Genomic DNA, 17,425 nt, shown 5'->3' with positions numbered 1-17,425 from the left:
CGAGGGATCAACTGGCACCGCCGCCGGAGAACGGTTGCCAGCTCGCAACAGGGGCGAGCCACGGTCCAGCGTTGCTCACGGCGTCGCCGGACGCACGTCGCCCGATATCGTGGCGCCACGATCATGATCCCGGAGTGGGGTACGGCAATGACGACGACAGTCTTCGACGATCACGAGCGGTCGCGCTGGGCCGGGCGTGCGACGGCGTACGACCGCAGCTTCGCCGCGCTCTGTGCCCATCCGGCACCGTCGTTGTTGGACGCCGCCAACGTCGGCGCGGGCCTGCGGGTGCTCGATGCCGGCACCGGTCCCGGGACCGTCGCCATGTTGGCGTGCGCTCGTGGTGCCACCGTCGTGGCCGTCGACCCCGAGCCCACCATGGTGGAGATGGCCCGTAGCCGGGTCCCGTCCGCCGAAGAGGTCCGCCTCGCGGCTCTGCCCAGCCTCCCGTTCGCCTCCGGGCACTTCGACGCGGCCGTGGCGAACTTCGTGATCAATCACGTGGGCGATCCGCTGGCCGCGATCAGTGAGCTCCGGCGGGTCGTTCGGCCGGCTGGTCGGATCGCCGTGACGATCTGGCCCTACCCGCCGCCGAAGGCGCAGCGTCTCTGGGGTGAGGTCTTCGATGCTGCTGGGGTCGAACGCCGAACATCGATGCCGAGGGTGGATGCGGACAAGGACTTCCCCCGTACTCTCGATGGGCTGGCGGGTGTGCTCGACGCCGCCGGGCTCACGGACGTGCGCTGCGAGACGATCACCTGGGCGCATCGGACCGACTCCGAGGCGTGGTGGAGCGGCCCGGCGAACGGCATCAGCACGCCGGGTCTGCTGATGGAGACCCAGCCGCCGGACATGATCGTTCGCATTCGTTCCGCGTACGACGAGTTGACTTCCGTCTACCGTGGTGCGGACGGCCTGCTCGCCCTGCCCACGGCGGCGCTGCTGGCCTCGGCGTCCGTGCCGTAGAGCGGCTGTCCTGACCCGCCGCCCGAGACCTGCTCTGGATCGTCGCGGTGATCGTTGGCAGCTGAGCGGGGCGGTGCTCGGCGTGTCGACCTGCTCAGCTGCCAACGATCATTAAACGAGTCACGAGGCCGGACCAAGGTCTGGAGCCGGCACCCGCGACCGCTGGCCGGCCCTCAGGCGGAGGCGGCCAGGGCGTCCGGCCGGCGGATCAACGGCGGGCGGGGTACGGCGCGCATCGCGCCGGGCGGGGCGTCGACGCCGGCAGGCGCGCCCTGTCCGGCTGACCTCGGCACGGCAGGCACGGCACGGATCGCCGCCGGGGAATGGCCGACGTCCGAGGGCCAGTGGTGGCCCGTGTTGGCCCGCGACGGGGACGCCCTCACGTCGCCGGCTGACGCGACGGCTCGGAGTCGGCGAGGGCCGCCCGGCCCGTTGATCGCGGTGGGTGGTGGGGCCATCGTCGGGGTGGGCATGCGTCGGCGTGGGGAGCCGGTAAGACCGGATTGCGGTGCCTGGGCAAGCGCCGACGGGAGAGCGCGCAGGCCCGCCCGGGAGCGAGCGGCGTCGAGCGGCACGACCTCGGCGGTCTGCGCCCCCGAGCCGCCCACGACGGCACCCGCGCGAACGGCACCCGCGCGAACGGCGGCCGGGCGTTCGGCGGCAGGGCTGTTGGGCAGGACGGCCTCCGGGTGGACGGTGTCGATGCAGACGCCGTCGGCGACGCGGCGGCTGAAGACCGCGCGCAACGCGCGAGGGAGGCGTTCGGCGGCGACCTGACGCAGTGCGGGCGCGGCGAACACGTACCCGCCGGCTCGGTGAAGGAGCAGCAGCCCGGCGGCGACCAGTCCGCGTAGCGCCGGTGCGGACCGGCCGGGCGTCCAGTCGAGGGCCCGGTCGACGGCAGCACCGGAGACCACACCGCCGAGGGTGCCGGCGGCCATCAGCACCGCCCGCCGTTCACCGTCGAGATGGTCCAGCTCCGCGCCGGCCACCCGGCGTAGCGCCTCGGGCAGCGGGAGCGCCTCCGGGTCGGCACCCTCCACGAGCGACGCGACGTACGCCGCCGCGTGCCCGGGTCGGCCTCCCACCAGCGGCAGCAACCGGCCGGCCAGGGTCACCGGCTGCCCGGCCCGGCTCAGCAGGTGGCGCAGCAGTCGTCCGGACTGCACCGTGGCCAGTGGCCCGATGGTCAGCCGTCGCGCCGGGCTCGGTCGGGAGTCGGCCCACTGCGGTTGGTGCAGGGTGATCAGGGCAAGTGGCAGACCGCGTGCCGTCGCCGCGCTGAACAACGCGTGCAGGAACCGGCTCATCGCGGGCGCAGCCCGGTCCACGTCGTCCACGGCGACGATCAGTGGCTGGTTCGCGGCCAGGCGCAGCAGGACGTCCCGGCAGACCGCCGCCCCCGCCAGCGCCGCCGACGAGCTGTCCGGAGTGGTCAGGAACCTCTGCAGGGCCGGGATCGCCGTGGCGACGCGCTCCGGGGAGAACAGCGACGTCAGGGTGGAGACCAGTCGGTCGTGGACCACCGCCGGGCCGTCGCCGTGCCGCACCCCCGCGAGGCCGCGGAGCAGTTCGGCGGCCGGTGCCAGCACCTGATCGGGGTACGGCTGGCAGGTCGCCACACACCAGCGCACCGACATCCCGTCCACCGTGGTCAGTCCGCGGGTCAACTCGTGCAGCAGGCGGCTGCGGCCACTGCCGGTCGGGCCGACCAGGGACAGCCACTTCGGGCTCTGTTCGCGGATGGCCTGGCTCACCTGGTCGCGGATGGTGGCCAGTTCACGGCGACGACCGATCAGCGGGCCGTCGTGGCGGTCGGTGCCGGGGCGTACCGGGCCGACGGCGTGCCATACCGGCATCGGAGGGACCCGGCCGGTGACCGGCACCGCGGCCAGCTGACGCTGGGTGATCAGGCCGGCGGTGGCCCGTGCGGTGGCCGCGCAGAGCGCCACGGCGCCGGGCTTCGCGTACTCCTGCAGGCGGGCCGCGGTGGTGATCACCGCGCCGCTGGCCACGCCGTGCCCGCCACTGACGGCGCCGCCCAGGTCGACCACGACCTCGCCGGTGGCGACACCGACGCGCACGCGCAGTCTGATGTCGCCGACCATTGGCCGGCGGTCCAGCGCGGCCTGGATTTCCAGCCCGGCGCGCACCGCCCGGTACGCGTCGAAGCCGTCCGAGTGCCGCGCGCCGAAGAGGGCCATCACCGCGTCGCCGACGTACTTCTCCACGACTCCCTGCCAGCGGTGCAGCACGCCGGCGACGGTGTCGAAGTAGGCCCGTTGCAGGGCGCGGACGTCCTCCGGGTCGAGTCGCTCCACCAGACCGGTGGAGCCGACGATGTCAGCGAAGAGGACGGTGACGGTGCGTCTCTCCTCCGGCACCGGCCAGTGTCCAGTCCCGGTCCGCTGCGGGTCGACGACGACGATGTTGCTGGTCATGGGTATCGCACCGGCCCTTCTGCCCGCTCCTGCCTGACGACCTTCGGAGATTGGCATCCCTGGGCTCACGGGGGATCTGCAGAACGACGTATGTCGGCCACCCGCAACCTTTAGTCGCAAAGTCGACGCGAGGAGTACCACAGGCGGCGGATCGCCGTAGAACGGTACGGGGCACTGTGATTAGGCTGCGTGCCATGGCCAGCGATGTGGACACCGCACCGCTCGTGGGTCGGGCCGAGCTGGTGCGGACGGTCCGGTCCGCGTTGCTCGGTGACGCGGCGCACGGGCAGACCGCCGCCGTCTTCCTGACCGGCGAGAGTGGTGTGGGCAAGACCCGGTTGCTGGGTGAGATCGGCGACCGGCTGCGTGACCAGGGCGCCGTGGTGCTCACCGGCAGCTGCCTGGACATCGGCGACGCCTCTCCGCTGCATCCACTGTTGCAGGCGCTGCGCCGCTACGACGCCGACCTGTCCGCCTCTCGCGCGCGCAGCTCCTCGGCCGTACGGGGGCTGTTGCAGATGGTCGCCGACGAGACCGCCGGCCCGGACGGCGCGGGCGCGTTGCTGGAGCGGGTCTCGCGCGGGCTGCACCTGATCGCCGAGGGCAGACCGCTGGTGTTGATCCTCGACGACCTGCAGTGGGTCGACCGCAGCACCCGGCAGCTGTTGCTCTACCTGTTGGCCGGTCTGGGTGACCTTCAGCTGTCGGTGCTGGCAGCGGTACGCGCCGAGTCGTTGCAGGGCGCGCACCCACTGCGCCGGGTGCTCACCGAGCTGCGTCGCCTGCGGACGGTGCGGGTGCTCGACCTCGCGCCGTTGGGCCGGGCCGACACCGAGGAACTCGCCGCCGCGGTGGTCGGCCGGACCCTGTCCGCGGACGCGGCCGAGCAGGTGTGGCAGCGCAGCGGCGGCAACCCGTTCGTCATCGAGGAGTTGGCCCGCGACCTGCGCGACGGCCGCGACGGCCTGTCCGAGACGCTGCGGGAGATATTCCTCGACCGGGTCGACGCGCTGCCGCAGCACGCGCACGCGGTGGTGCACGCGGTGGCCGCCGGCGTCGAGCCGGTGCAGCACTGGCTGCTGGCCGAGGTGCTGCGGCTGCCCGAGGACGAGCTGATCGACGCGGCCCGCGCGGCGGTGGCACACCGGCTGCTGGTCGGCGCCGACGACGGTTACCGGCTGCGGCACCGCCTGGTCGCCGAGGTGCTCGCGCACGAGTTGCTGCCGGCCGAGCGTTCCGGGTTGCACCGCCGCTACGCCGAGGCGCTGACCTCGGCGCCCGGTGAGCTGCACCAGGCCCGACTGGCCCACCACTGGCGGTTGGCCGGTGACCCGGCGCGCGCGTTGCCGGCGGCGGTGGCCGCCGCGCAGGAGGCCGAGCGGCTGCACGGTTACGCCGAGGCGCACCGGCACTGGTCGGCGGCGTTGCAGCTCGCCGCCGAGTCGGGTCCGCTCGCGGTGGACCGTGTCGAACTGCTCGGACACGCCGCCGAAGCCGCCCACCACTGTGGGGAGCACGCCCGGGCGTTGGCCCTGCTGGAGGAGCTGGCCGCGCTCCAGGGCGGTGAACCGAGCTGCGCGCTGCACATCCGCCGGGCCCGTTACCTGGCCGCCGCCGGTCGCTCGGCGCTGGCCGAGGAGGAATACCAGCGGGCGCTGAAGGCGGCGGACTGCTCCCCGCGCGACCGCGCCTCGGCCGCCGCGCGCCTGGCCGAGCTGCTGCTGCACCTGGGCCGGTACGCCGACGCCGGTGAGCGGGCGCGGGAGGCGCTGGCGCTGGCCGAGAAGGTGGAGGGGTCCGCCACCGAGGTCGTGCTGGCCAGCTCCGCGCTGGGCTTCAGCGACGCCTGCCTGGAGGACCCGGACGCCGGTCTGGCGGTCATGCGCGACGCCCTCGACGCCGCTGAGCGCGCCGGCCAGCCCGAGGACGTGGCCTGCGCATACCTGCACCTGGCGGAGTTGCTGACCGGGCCGCTGAACATCCTCGAGGAGGGCGTCGTCGTGGCCCGGCGGGGCGCCGAGCGGGTGGCGGAGCTGGGGCTGGGCCGCACCTGGGGCACCCGGCTGTTGGCCATCGCCATCAACGGGCTGTTCCGGGTGGGTCAGTGGGCCGAGGCGGAGAAGGTGGTCGCGGCGGCGCTGCGGCACCGACCGTCCGGTGCGGACGCCGTCGAGTTGCTGCTCGCCCGGTGTCGGCTCTCGGTGGGCTACGGCGACATCGAGGCCGCCGGTCGGGACCTGGACGCCGTGGCGACCCTGCTCGCCGGCGGTGGGGCGCGGCACGTCATTCCGCTGCTCACCCTGCGCTCCGGGTTGGCCATGTGGGAGGGCCGGCACGACGTGGCGCGGCAGGCGGTGCAGCGTGGCCTCACCGAGAGCCGCTCCGACGACGTGATGATCCTGTCCGCGCTGGTCTGGCACGGTCTGCGCGCCGAGGCGGAGGCGCACGCCAGCCGCACCGTGGACGTGGACCCGACGGCGGTACGCCGGCTGCGCGACGTCGCCGACCGGGTGGCCCGCAAGAGCGCGGGCGCGGCGCGACCGGTGCGGTCGGTGGTGGAGGCGTTCCTGGCGCTCTGCGCCGCCGAGGTGAGCCGCCTCGACGGCAGCGATCCGGAGCTGTGGGCCGTGTCGGCGGCCGAGTGGGACCGTCGCAATCACCCCTACCCGGCGGCGTACTCGCGGCTGCGGCAGGCCGAGGCGCTGTTGGCTCGGCGCAGTCGGCTGGCGACCGCCGCCAAGCTGCTGCGCGAGGCGTACGAGGTGGCGCAGGGGTTGGGCGCGGTGCCGTTGACCTCGGAGATCCGCGAGCTGGCCGGGCGGGCCCGGGTGCCGCTGGAGGAGCGGGACACCACCGGCGCCACGCGGGGTGCACCGGCCCCGGCGTCCGACGACGAGCTGGCGGCGCTCACCGCACGGGAGCGGGAAGTGCTCGCGTTGGTCGCGGAGGGGCTGACCAACAAGGAGATCGGGCAGCGGCTGTTCATCAGCGAGCGGACCATCGGCGTGCACGTCTCGCACATCTTCGACAAGTTGCAGGTCCGCACCCGCGTTCAGGCCAGCGCGATCCAGTTGCGCAACCACCGGGGCTGACCGACCACGACGTATCCCGGCGCGCCTGCGCGCGCCGGGATACGTCGTTCTACTGATTCGGCCGACGGCGCGGGCTGAAAGGCTGAGCCGCGTCGCCGACGGCACGGGGGATGCCGCCGACCACCATGGAGGAGAGATGACCGAACCGGTCTGGGGGCCCGTGCACCGGGACATCGTCGACCTGCTCGCCGACCATCCCGCGGACGTGCCGGCCGTGGTCGATCACCTCACCAAGCTCCAGGACCTGCTGGTGCGGCTGCCTCCGCTGGAGGAGAGCTGCCCCCTCGCCGACTTCAACAAGCTCTACCTGACCATCACCAGCAGCGTCCTCGACGGGCTGTACGACGACCGCTTCGTCGACCCGGTGTTCCTGTCCCGGCTCGACGTCGAGTTCGCCGCACGCTACTTCGACGCGATGCGGTTGTGGACCGACTCCAGCCCGGGCACCCCGAAGGCCTGGTCGTGCCTCTTCGAGCGGATGCGCGGGCCGGACGCGCGCCCGCTGCCCTCGGCGGCGGCCGGGGTGAACGCGCACATCAACTTCGACCTGCCGTTCGCGCTGGTGACCACGTTCGACCACCTGGAGTCGGAGCCGGTCGACGGCAGCGACCAGCACCACGACTACCTGGAGATCAACAACATCTTCGCCGACAAGATCCCCGGCCTGCGCCGCGGTTATCTGGAGCGGTGGCAGCTGCTCATCGACATGCTCAACGGCGACATCGACGACTGGTACCAGGGGGAACTGGTCGAGTACACCCGCGATGTCGCCTGGCGCAACGCGCAGAAGATCTGGCGGTGCCGGCACGATCCGGACGCCCGCGAGTGTGAGCGCCTGCGGTTGGACGACAACGCCGCAGCGCTCGGCCGGCTGCTGCTCTCGCCCCTGGGGGCGTTCCTGCAGTAGTCGGGACGGGGGGTCCCCGCGCTCCGCCCCGTGGGGGGCGGCGGAGCGCGGGGGCGCGTCCCACCAGCTCCACCCACCCCACGGGGCCGGGCCGACGTCCGGTCGCCTCGGGGGGTACAGCCGGTCGGCCCGGGGGGTGTCGACCGTCTGCCACCGTCGGCCGGCCCGGGGGGTGCCGGCCGGCGGTGGGGGAGGACCGCCGACGGTGTGCGATTGCCGGGTGTCGGCGGGCGCGTAACGGGTACGCCCGCGCCATGACCGTCCTGGCCCGGCGGCGGCCCGCCGCCCGACCCCGGCCCGCGCGGCCCGGGCCCCTGCGGCCGGGTGGCCCGGTGTCCCGACCCACCGCCCGACCGGGTGCGCGATGACCGGCGTCGCGATGCGATTCCCGTTCCGCTTCGATCCGCTGTTCCGTCCGGTGTTGGCGCTGGTGGGCGTCCGCCCGGCGACGGCATGGGTCGCCGTGACCGACCGGGAGCTGATGATCCGGTACGGGCCGTGGCGGCTGCGCACCGCCCGGGACAACGTGACCGCCGTCGAGCTGAGTGGCCCGTACCGCTGGTGGCGGGTGATCGGGCCGCACGTGTCGATGGTCGACCGGGGCGCGAGCTTCGGCAGCAGTACGGCGGGCGGGATCTGCCTGCGCTTCGGTGCACCGGTGCCGGCCCTGGTGCCCGGCGGGCGCGTGCGGCACCCGGCGGCCACGGTAACCGTCGCCGACCCGCCGGCGCTGGCTCGGCTGCTCGCCGTCCCGGACCCGTCCTGAGCAGCGCGTTCACGTCTCCGGTTCGGCCGGCTGGGTGCCCGGCCACCGCCTACCGTCGGGTCAGGATCGGTGAGGGTGGGGACTGACGATGGGTGACGAGCACCGGGCGAGAGCCCGACGCTGGGGCGGACGCCGGCACACGCCGACCGGGCCGGACCCGGCGCTGCGGGCGGCCCGTGACCCGGCCCGCCCGCACCCGGGCGGCCGGGCGGGGATCGTGGTGCCCGAACGCGTGGCCAGCCCGGCCCGTTCGGTGCCGCCGGCCAGCGCACTGCGCCGGTGGCTCTTCCAGCACCAGGTGCAGCCGCCCGGGCCGGAGGCGAGCGAGGGGCAGAACCGCAGGCACGCCTGGTGGCAGGTGATGTGCCTGACCGGGGTGGACTACTTCTCCACGCTGTCGTACCTGCCGGGCATCGCCGCGGTCGCGGCCGGCGCGCTCTCCCCGCTGGCGACCCTCCTGATCGTCGCGCTCACCCTGTTCGGCATGCTGCCGATGTACCGGCGGGTGGCCCACGACAGCCCGCACGGTCAGGGTTCGGTGGCGATGCTGGAGCGGCTGCTGCCGTTCTGGCGGGGCAAGATCTTCGTCCTCGTGCTGCTCGGCTTCGTGGCGACCTCGTGGATCATCACGATCACGCTCTCCTCGGCCGACGCCACCGTGCACCTGCTGGAGAACCCGTACCTGCCGGAGACCCCGCAGGGTGCTTTGGTGCCGGTCTTGGTCACCGTCGTGCTGCTGCTCATCCTCGGCGGGGTGTTCCTGCTCGGCTTCCGTGAGGCGGTGGTCGTCGCCATCCCGCTCGTCGCGATCTTCCTGCTGCTCAACGCGGTGATCGTCGGGGTGGCGGTGGCCCGGATCGTCGAGAACCCGGGCATCGTGTCGGACTGGACGGCCGCGCTGACCAGCACCGGCGGTGGGCCGGGCCACGTGCTGTTCACCGCCGTGCTGGCCTTCCCGTTGCTGGTGCTGGGGTTGTCCGGTTTCGAGACCGGGGTCAGCATGATGCCGCTGGTCGCGGCCGACGGGCCGGACAAGCAGGCCCGGCTCGCCGCCCGGATCCGCAACACGCGTCGGCTGCTCACCACCGCCGCCCTGATCATGTCGGTGTACCTGATCTCGACGACATTCGTGACCACGGCGCTCATCCCGGCGGAGGAGTTCCGGCCGGGTGGCGGCGCGAACGGGCGGGCGCTGGCGTTCCTGGCGCACACCTATCTGGGCGAGGCGTTCGGCACCGCCTACGACGTGAGCAGCGTGCTCATCCTCTGGTTCGCCGGCGCGTCGGCGATGGCCGGGCTGATCAACATCGTGCCGCGCTACCTGCCGTCGTACGGCATGGCGCCGGAGTGGGCGAGGGCGGTGCGGCCCGTGGTGATCGTCTACACCGTCGTCAGCGTCGCCATCACGGTCGCCTTCCGGGCCGACGTCAACGCACAGGCCGGGGCGTACGCCACCGGCATCCTGGCGATGATGGTCTCCGGCGCGGTGGCGGTGACGATCGCGGCGGCCCGCCGCCACCAGCGCGGCGGCGCGATCGGTTTCACGGTGCTGACCCTGGTGCTGCTGTACGCGCTGGCGGAGAACGTCATCGAGCAACCGGACGGGATCACCATCTCGGCGTTGTTCATCCTCGGCATCATCGCCGTCTCGTTGGTGTCCCGGGTCACCCGCACCACCGAGCTGCGTGCCGAGCGGATCGAGTTCGACGAACCGGCCCGTCGGTTCATCACCGAGTCGCTGGCCCACGACGGGCAGTTGCACCTGATCGCGAACAAGCGGCAGAAGGGCTCGGTGAAGGAGTACACCGTCAAGGAACGGGCGCAGCGCGGGATGAATCCGGTGCCCGGGGCCGCGGATGTGCTGTTCCTGGAGATCGACGTGGTCGACCCGTCGGAGTTCAGCCAGGTGCTTCGGGTGCACGGGATCGAGGTGAACGGCTTCCGGGTGCTGCGGGCCAGCAGCCCGGCCGCGCCCAACGCGATCGCCGCGATCCTGCTGGCCCTGCGTGATGCCACCGGGGTGCGGCCACACGCGCACTTCGAGTGGTCTGAGGGGAGCCCGATCGCGCACCTGGCGCGCTATCTCATCCTCGGCCGTGGTGACACCCCTCCGGTGGTACGGGAGATCATTCGCCGGACCGAGAACGACCCGCTGCGACGTCCTGGCATCCACGTCGGCGGGTGAGCGGTTGCCCCGTTTGGTGGGTTCCGAAGATGAATAAGGGCACTATTCACGTTCACGCCTTCCTGTCCGTATTGCGGACCTATCGTGACGTTTGGTGGTCGACAGCACGTCGAGCCCCCCGCGCCCGGATCGGCGCGCGGAAACGTCAGGTAGGCAGGAAGGTAGGCACCGTTGATGTCCACGAACCGAGAGGGAGACCGCGCGACCCGACCCAGACGGCGGTCCCGATGGTTCTTAGCCAGCGGTTTGCTGGCGGGGAGCCTGGTCGTGGGGGCGGCCGGCGTGGCCGGTGTGGCCGCCGCCGCAGACCGCGCCCTCACCCTCCCCGGCCTGGGGCGGCTCGGCGCGGCGGGGAGCGACGACGACCGCCGGGCCGACGATCGCCGCCAGCCTGAACCCCAGGACGCCGAGCGGGACCGCCCGGCTACCCCGGGCACCGGCAAGCGGGGCGTGGTGTCGGTGCCCTGCGACGCCGCGAAGCTGGTGGCGGCGCTGGTGACAGCCAACGCCGAGGGCGGCGCGGAACTGCGCCTCGCGCCCAAGTGCCGCTACGTCCTCACCGAGGCGTTTCACGAGACCGACCAGTACGACGGCGGGATCCGCGACGCACGGGAGGCCGCCGACGCCGCGGAGACCCCCGGTGACGCCGAGGCGCCTCCGCACAACCCGGCCGACGACACCGCCGGTCTGCCGGTGATCTACCAGCCCATCACCATCGACGGCGCCGGGGCCACGATCGCCCGCGACGCCCAGGCCGCCGCTTTCCGGTTCTTCACGGTCCGTGACGGCGGGGAGCTGACCCTGCGGGACGTGGAACTGCACAACGGCCGCTCGGCGATCGAGGGTGGCAGCGTGCACGTGGTGCACGGCGCGACCGCCGTGGTGGAGCGGGTCACCGTCACCCAGAGCACCTCGCTGTCGCCCGAGGGCGGCGGCGGCGGCATCTTCAACGACGGCAACCTGGTGGTCACCGACTCCACCTTTATCGGCAACAGCGCCTCCGGCGCCGCGGGCAAGGGCGGGGGCCTGCTCAACGGTGGCGTGTTGACGTTGAAGCGGTCCGAGTTCCACCGCAACAGCGCCAACGCGTACGGCGGCGGACTCGGCAACTACCGTGGGGCCGCCGACGTGGAGAGCGTCTCCTTCACCCAGAACAGCGCCGTCCAGGGCGGCGGGCTGGCCAGCTTCTCGGCCCGGACGAAGGTCTCCGACACCGAGCTGCTGAACAACACCGCGCAGGTCGGCGGCGGGGCTGCGAACTCCGACGCGGTGCTGGTGATGCGCACGATGACCATCCGCGGGAACACGTCCACCGTCAACGGTGGCGGCATCTCGACCGTCAAGGGTCTGACGCCGCTCGACGACAGCGTGGTCGAGGGCAACACCACCCACGGCCTCGGCGGCGGCATCTACGCCGAGAAGGCGAACCTGCTGGTCCGCGGCAGCGACGTGACCCGTAACGAGGCGGTCGGCGCCACGTCCACGGGCGGTGGCATCTACGCGACCGCCGGCTCGGTCGCGATCTACACCAGCAAGATCACCCACAACGCGTCGACGGTGAAGCCCGGCGGTGTCTTCGCCTCGCACGCCCAGGTCAAGATCGACGACGAGAGCGTGGTCGTCGAGAACGAGCCCACCAACTGCGAGGGCAGCCAGGTGCCGATCGCGCACTGCTTCCGCTGAACACACCCGCGCACCCATCCCGAGCGCACCGCCCGTCCGGACGATCGTCCGGACGGGCGGCGCTCCGTGACCGCCAACCGCCGGGCTCGCCGTCGGCCCTGTCGTGATCAGGTGATGAGAAGTAGGTTCCGCCGCCGCTTCCGAGCTACTTCTCATCACCTGATCACAGGACTGGCGTCAACCCAGCGCGCGTAGACGGCCGGCGAGGTCGCCGGCGAAGAAGTCGAGGAAGCCATCCGGGTCGGGGCCGGCGTTCTGCAGGACGATGTGGTCGAAGCCGGCGTCGACGTACGACCGGACCTTCGCGACGTGCGGTTCCGGGTCGGGGCCGACGGCGAAGAGCTGGCGGATGTGCTTCTCCTCGACGTACGCGCTGGCCGCGTCGAAGTTGACCGGGTTCGGCAGCTCGCTCATCACCTTCCAGCCGGTGACCATCCACCGGCTGGTCTGCAACACCGCCTGCACCGCCTGCTGCTCGTCGGTGGCCCAGGCCAGCGGCACCTCGGCGTAGCGGGGGCCCGAGCCGTGCGCCCGCCGGTAGTGCTCGACTATCGACGCGTCCGGCTCGGTGGCGAACAGCCCGTCGCCCAGTTCCGCGGCGAGCCGGGCCGACGCCTCGCCGCTGGCCGCCACGGCGATCACCGGCGGGGTGTCCGGCAGGTCGAAGACCCGGGCGTCCTCCAGTTGCAGATGCCGGCCCTCGTACGACTGGTAGCCGCCCTGCCAGAGCAGCCGGATGATCTCCAGTGCCTCGCGGAGCCGCTCGTGCCGGCCTCGTACGCTGGGGAACCCCTGCCCGACGACGTGCTCGTTGAGTCGCTCGCCGGCCCCCACCCCGAGGGTGAACCGTCCGTCGGAGACCAGCGCCATGGTCGCTGCGGCCTGCGCGATGATCGCCGGGTGGTAGCGGACGGTTGGGCAGGTGACGCCGGTGGCCAGCCGCAGCGTGCTGGTTTTCGCCGCGATGGCGCCGAGCACACTCCAGGTGAACGACGAGTGCCCCTGGGCGTCCAGCCACGGGTGGTAGTGGTCGCTCATCTCGACGAAGTCGAAACCGGCCCGCTCGGCCAGGACGGCCTGCCGGATGATCTCCTGGGGGCCGTACCCCTCCGAGGCCAGCTTGTAGCCGATCTGCATGCCCTGCTCCCGACGCCGTCCGCGTGACTGACGCCGGGTCGGTTCCCGGCCGGAGCACCGACAAACGCCGCCAGACCCGCAAACCAGCCTCCTAGGATGCCGTAGCGAGTATGCCGGTCGCCTCTGCGAACGGCGAATGGCCGGTCAGCGCACCAGCCGGTCGAGCGCGCCCGTCAGGCCTCGTCGGGCCTGGTCAGGGGGTGCTGGTGGGCAGTCCGTACCGGGCGACGACCATAACGGCCGCTGCGGACCGGTCGTCCACGACACCTGAAAGGCCCTGCCGTGCGCCGGCCCAGGCCCCCAACCGGGGAGCCTGGGCCGGTGAACGCCTGTCCTACTTGGACGGCTCGGGCAGCTTGCAGTCGACCTTGGGGTTGGCGCCGATGTAGTTCAACGGCCCGGCCACGATGGTGACCAGGATCGTGCCGGCCTCGGCGCAGTTGGTGTCGTCGCCGCTGTAGTAACCGCGCTGGCCGGCGGCGACCGCGCCGATCAACAACCAGATCACGACGATGACTCCGAGTATCGAGGTGCCGCGCATCGCTGCCTCCTGAGGAATGTGGTGGATTGCTGAGGTGCAGGCGTTGTACCCAATCGGGTCACGCGGCTAACGGTCGCGAACCGCGACCCCACGAATCGTCCGTCCGGCCGATGCGGTCCACCGTTGAGTACCGCCCACGCATCGGTCACCCGCACCGGGTAGCACGGGCGCTCTATCGGATCGCCGACCGACCTCGCCGCCGTACGGGCCGGTGGACGTAGAACTGCCTCACGGCCCCGCCGAGGAGGACTCATGGACGCCCCGACACCACCCCTGTACATCGACCGCCCCGAGGACGTCGCGGTCGCGGCCCGCGCGCTCGCCGGCGGTGCGGTCGTCGCGGTGGCGTTCGCCAACTTCTACGCCATCGTCACGCGTCCCGACGCGGCCACCGTGCGCCGGGTCAACCTCGCCAAGGGCCGTCCGGTCCACCAGATCGGCAGCATCACCACCGCCATCGGACGCATCCCGGGGATGTACGACTGGACGCGGATCTCACCGAGACTGCCGGTCGGACGGGTGCGGGCGTTGATGGACGCCCTCTACGGGGCCGGTCCGTTCGGCTTCCGGGGGCCGGCGGCGGAACGGCTCCCCGAGCACCTCGTCAGCGTCGACCAGGGGTTGCGGACCACCCAGGTGATCGCGCCCGGTCTCACCTGCCCGTCCAACGCCTTCTTCGAGCGGGCGCTCGCCGAGACCGGTTCGGACCACCTCTACATCACCTCGGCGAACCGGTCCCGGCACCTCACCGGCGCGGCCGAGGAACCGGCGCACTGGAAGGCCGGGGCCCTCACCGCCGACTTCGCCCACCTCGACGACCTGGTGGTGCTCTCGCACCGGGACGAGGCGGCGGCCCGGGCCGCGTACCCGGGCTACCTCACCACCTCGGTCACCCTGCTCTCCTTCCACGCGCCGGAGGGTGAACTCGAAGAGCCGCCCGTGCTCACCGTGGACCGGCACGGCTCGCTGCACCTGGACGAGGTCCGCCGGGCCGCCGCGCCGCTCGGCCTGCAGGTGCGCCTGGCCGGCAGCGCCCGGCAGCGGTTGCAGATTCGGGAATACGCCGGCGCGTTGGTGTGAGTGGCGGTCGCGAGGCCGGCGTCCGCACGTCGAGCGGCACGCGCTCGCAGGCCGGTTCAGTGCGGTGGGCTGGGGGCCTCCGCCGGCTTGCCGTGACTTCTCCGGTAGTCCGCGTACGCCACGCCGACCAGCACCAACAGGGCACCCAGGGACGTGAACATGGGCGGCAGGTACAGCGCGGCGGGCGCGATGGTCAGCAGCGCCAGGATGCCTCCGGGCCGGGACCAGGACACCCGGCTGAACACCTCGTACTCGAAGGAGGCCCGGCCGGCCAGGAACAGCGCCGGGCCGCCGAGGATCACCGCCAACCAGGCCGGCGGCGTCTCCCCGGTCGGCTCGTGCAGCACCAGGTGGAAGCCGGATGCCGTCGTCACCACGCCGGAAATCATCATCAGATGGGTGTACGGCGCGCTGAACAGGAACCTGCTCGGTGACCTGGACGCCTGGATCGCGCTCGGCAGCAGCTCACCGGATTTGTGCACGTAGATCCGCCAGAGCAGCAGGGTGGTCAGGAACGCCACCGCGAACTCCGCGATGTTCTCGGCCTCGTTGTGCTCCATGCTGAACATGGTGCCGATCGTCAGGATGCAGTCGCCGAGCGCGATGATGAAGAACTGCTGGTAACGCTCGGACAGATGCTCCGCCGTGACGTTGCGCTGCTTCTCCGGCACCACCCCGAGGCCTGGCACCGGGTACGCGAGTCGAAAACCGACGTAGTCGATGGCGAGCGCGACCGCCCAGCAGGCGATCCGGGCGTCCCCGCTGACGAACGCGCCGATGAGCCACGGGATCGCCGACACCGCGAACCAGGTGAAGATGCGCGCCGCTCGACGCTGGGTCTGCGGTTGGCGCCGCACCGCCGGCATCAGGAACAGTCCACGCCCCAGGTGGATCGCCACGTAGGTGCCGGCGAAGACGAGCCCCCGGTCGTTGAACGCCTGCGGGATCGCCGTGGTCATCAGCAGCGCGCCGAACATCACCGAGCTGATCAGCAGCTTGATCTCGGTGCGTTCCGGGTCGTACAGATCGGTGACGAGAGTGGTGATCGCCCAGGTCCACCAGACGGCGGCCAGCATGATCAGTGCCTGTCCGGCGCTGCGCCAGTCGAGTTCGTCGACCATTGTCCGGGAGATGAGCGCCAGCGCGACCACGTACACCAGGTCGAAGAAGAGTTCGAGGAGGGTCACCCGGCGCGGGCCCTCCGGATCTCGCACCGGAGGGCCGCTGGCCCGCGGCGACGCAGGCTCCGGCGCGGGGAGGTGCACTGGTTACTCCTGCGGAACCGGCCGACTCGACGGACCCGTCCGGCCCACCTCAACGGACGGTAACGCGCAACCGGCGGCACGACCCCGGATTCGCCGGGTCTTCCCCCGACCGGGCTGGTCGACCCGGGTTTCCCGGAGGTCGGGGCGTCGCCCGGGTGGTTACCGCGGTGTCCGGGATGTCGGGTGGATCGTCGTGCTGCGGCCGCCGGCACCGGACCTCGTCTCGCCACCGACGGGCGAGCCCCCGGCTGGTCGTCGCGGTGGACGGCCGGCCGGGGGCCCGAGGCGGGGCGTCAGGCCTGGTTGCCGTTCGACAGCATCGCGGCCATCTCGTCGCTGGCACCCGCGAGCACGCGGGCCTGCTGCGGCCAACTGGCCAGCCCGGGTGCGGCGCGCAGACCGGCGGCCCGGATCAGGTCGCGCAGCGCCGGCTCGTCCAACTCGCCGAGCTGGCCGTACGTGCGCACACCAGCGTCCTGCAACGCCGCCGCCATCTTCGGCCCGATCCCCTGGATACGGCGGAAGTCGTCGGCCGGACCCGTCGGGTCGCCCTGGGCGCTGCTGATCGCGGTGTCGGCGGCCGAACGGACCGGAGGGGTCGCGGCGTCGATCGGCCGGACCGGCGGCGTCGCCACGACGGGCCGCTCGGCGTCCACCGGGCTGGTGACCGCCTCGTCGGTGCTCACCGGCTCCGGGTCGGTCAGCGAGGCCGTGGTCTCCGCATCGCCGGCCGGGCTGGCCGCGACCGGCTCGCCCGCCGAAGCGGTGCCGAGCGTCCCGTCGGTCGACGTGACCCCGACCGGCTCGCCCGCGGAAGCGGTGCCGAGCGTCTCACCGGCCGGGGTGGTGTCGATCGGCGTGCTGTCGACGGCCGGGAGGTCGTCCGCGGGCCGGCGGGGGGAGACGACGGCGGCCGGGGCGCGCTGCTCGTCGACGGCGACCGGTTCGGAAGTGGACTCCGCAGCGGGCACCGGGCGCAGCTCGTCCGCATCGGACTCGACGGAGGGTACCGGCGGCGGGGGCTCGGTCAGCGCCATGTCGGCCGTGTCGACGGTGCTCGGGGTTTCCGTCGCGACGGGTGCCGGGGCGGATTCCGGGGTGGGGTCGTCCGGTCCGGTCGCCGCAGCGGGCGCGCTGACCGTGTCCACCGGCACCGGCTCGTCCGCGACGGCGGTCGGAGCCGGGTCGACAGCGGCCGCGGGCCGGGGCTCGTCGGTGGTGGCAGCCGGCGTCGGAGTGGAGATCACGGCCAGTCCGGCGACGGGATCACCATCCACTGTCGACTTGCCCTGCACGCCCAGCCGGCTGCGCAGCAGCCACCCGGCGGCCAGTCCCAGCACCAGTGCCAGTACCACTATCAGT

The 17,425-nt window shown here is 72.6% G+C and carries 11 protein-coding genes and 1 pseudogene; 7 read left to right on the top strand and 5 right to left on the bottom strand.

Annotated elements, in window-relative coordinates:
• The first annotated feature begins 147 nt into the window (after nt 1–147).
• A complete protein-coding gene (locus O7614_RS18385) occupies nt 148–966 on the top strand; it encodes a methyltransferase domain-containing protein (protein WP_278139687.1) in 819 nt (272 codons plus the stop codon).
• A 173-nt stretch (nt 967–1,139) separates the two neighbouring features.
• Here O7614_RS18385 and O7614_RS18380 read toward each other — a convergent pair whose 3' ends face one another.
• Nucleotides 1,140–3,407, bottom strand: coding sequence for an adenylate/guanylate cyclase domain-containing protein (locus O7614_RS18380; RefSeq protein WP_278139686.1), 2,268 nt, complete (start codon nt 3,405–3,407; stop codon nt 1,140–1,142).
• Nucleotides 3,408–3,601: 194 nt separating this feature from the next.
• On the opposite strand from O7614_RS18380, the gene O7614_RS18375 reads away from it, so the two are divergent.
• The 5 genes from O7614_RS18375 (at nt 3,602) to O7614_RS18355 (ending at nt 12,040) form a co-directional block, all read left to right on the top strand.
• Complete coding sequence (locus O7614_RS18375) at nt 3,602–6,499, top strand: LuxR family transcriptional regulator (RefSeq protein WP_278139685.1); 2,898 nt, start codon at nt 3,602–3,604, stop codon at nt 6,497–6,499.
• Between the two features lie 136 nt (nt 6,500–6,635).
• Complete coding sequence (locus O7614_RS18370; protein ID WP_278139684.1) at nt 6,636–7,406, top strand: DUF5995 family protein; 771 nt, start codon at nt 6,636–6,638, stop codon at nt 7,404–7,406.
• A gap of 364 nt (nt 7,407–7,770) precedes the next feature.
• Nucleotides 7,771–8,172 (top strand): hypothetical protein, encoded by a 402-nt coding sequence (locus O7614_RS18365; protein ID WP_278139683.1) that lies wholly within the window; start codon nt 7,771–7,773, stop codon nt 8,170–8,172.
• A gap of 88 nt (nt 8,173–8,260) precedes the next feature.
• Nucleotides 8,261–10,357, top strand: coding sequence for an amino acid transporter (locus O7614_RS18360; protein WP_278139682.1), 2,097 nt, complete (start codon nt 8,261–8,263; stop codon nt 10,355–10,357).
• A gap of 174 nt (nt 10,358–10,531) precedes the next feature.
• Complete coding sequence (locus O7614_RS18355; protein ID WP_278139681.1) at nt 10,532–12,040, top strand: hypothetical protein; 1,509 nt, start codon at nt 10,532–10,534, stop codon at nt 12,038–12,040.
• Between the two features lie 177 nt (nt 12,041–12,217).
• Here the strand turns inward: O7614_RS18355 and O7614_RS18350 are convergent, their stop codons facing one another.
• Nucleotides 12,218–13,177, bottom strand: coding sequence for a TIGR03557 family F420-dependent LLM class oxidoreductase (locus tag O7614_RS18350; protein ID WP_278139680.1), 960 nt, complete (start codon nt 13,175–13,177; stop codon nt 12,218–12,220).
• A 334-nt stretch (nt 13,178–13,511) separates the two neighbouring features.
• Nucleotides 13,512–13,718 (bottom strand): hypothetical protein, encoded by a 207-nt coding sequence (locus O7614_RS18345; protein ID WP_088989422.1) that lies wholly within the window; start codon nt 13,716–13,718, stop codon nt 13,512–13,514.
• A 252-nt stretch (nt 13,719–13,970) separates the two neighbouring features.
• Here O7614_RS18345 and O7614_RS18340 point away from each other — a divergent pair, with 252 nt between their 5' ends.
• Nucleotides 13,971–14,798 (top strand): hypothetical protein, encoded by an 828-nt coding sequence (locus O7614_RS18340; RefSeq protein ID WP_278139679.1) that lies wholly within the window; start codon nt 13,971–13,973, stop codon nt 14,796–14,798.
• Between the two features lie 56 nt (nt 14,799–14,854).
• Here the strand turns inward: O7614_RS18340 and O7614_RS18335 are convergent, their stop codons facing one another.
• Both O7614_RS18335 and O7614_RS18330 read right to left on the bottom strand, forming a co-directional pair.
• The gene (locus O7614_RS18335; RefSeq protein WP_278139678.1) at nt 14,855–16,012 is read right to left on the bottom strand and encodes a low temperature requirement protein A; all 1,158 of its coding nucleotides are present in this window, start codon (nt 16,010–16,012) and stop codon (nt 14,855–14,857) included.
• 344 nt (nt 16,013–16,356) lie between these two features.
• Nucleotides 16,357–16,611, bottom strand: a pseudogene (locus O7614_RS18330) (hypothetical protein); the annotation flags it as partial.
• Nucleotides 16,612–17,425 lie beyond the last annotated feature (814 nt).

Origin of the sequence: Micromonospora sp. WMMD961 (genome assembly GCF_029626145.1) — a bacterium.
Taxonomy (GTDB): domain Bacteria; phylum Actinomycetota; class Actinomycetes; order Mycobacteriales; family Micromonosporaceae; genus Micromonospora.
The sequence above is the reverse complement of the archived record's forward strand: the minus strand, read 5'-3'. Positions and strand labels throughout refer to the sequence as shown.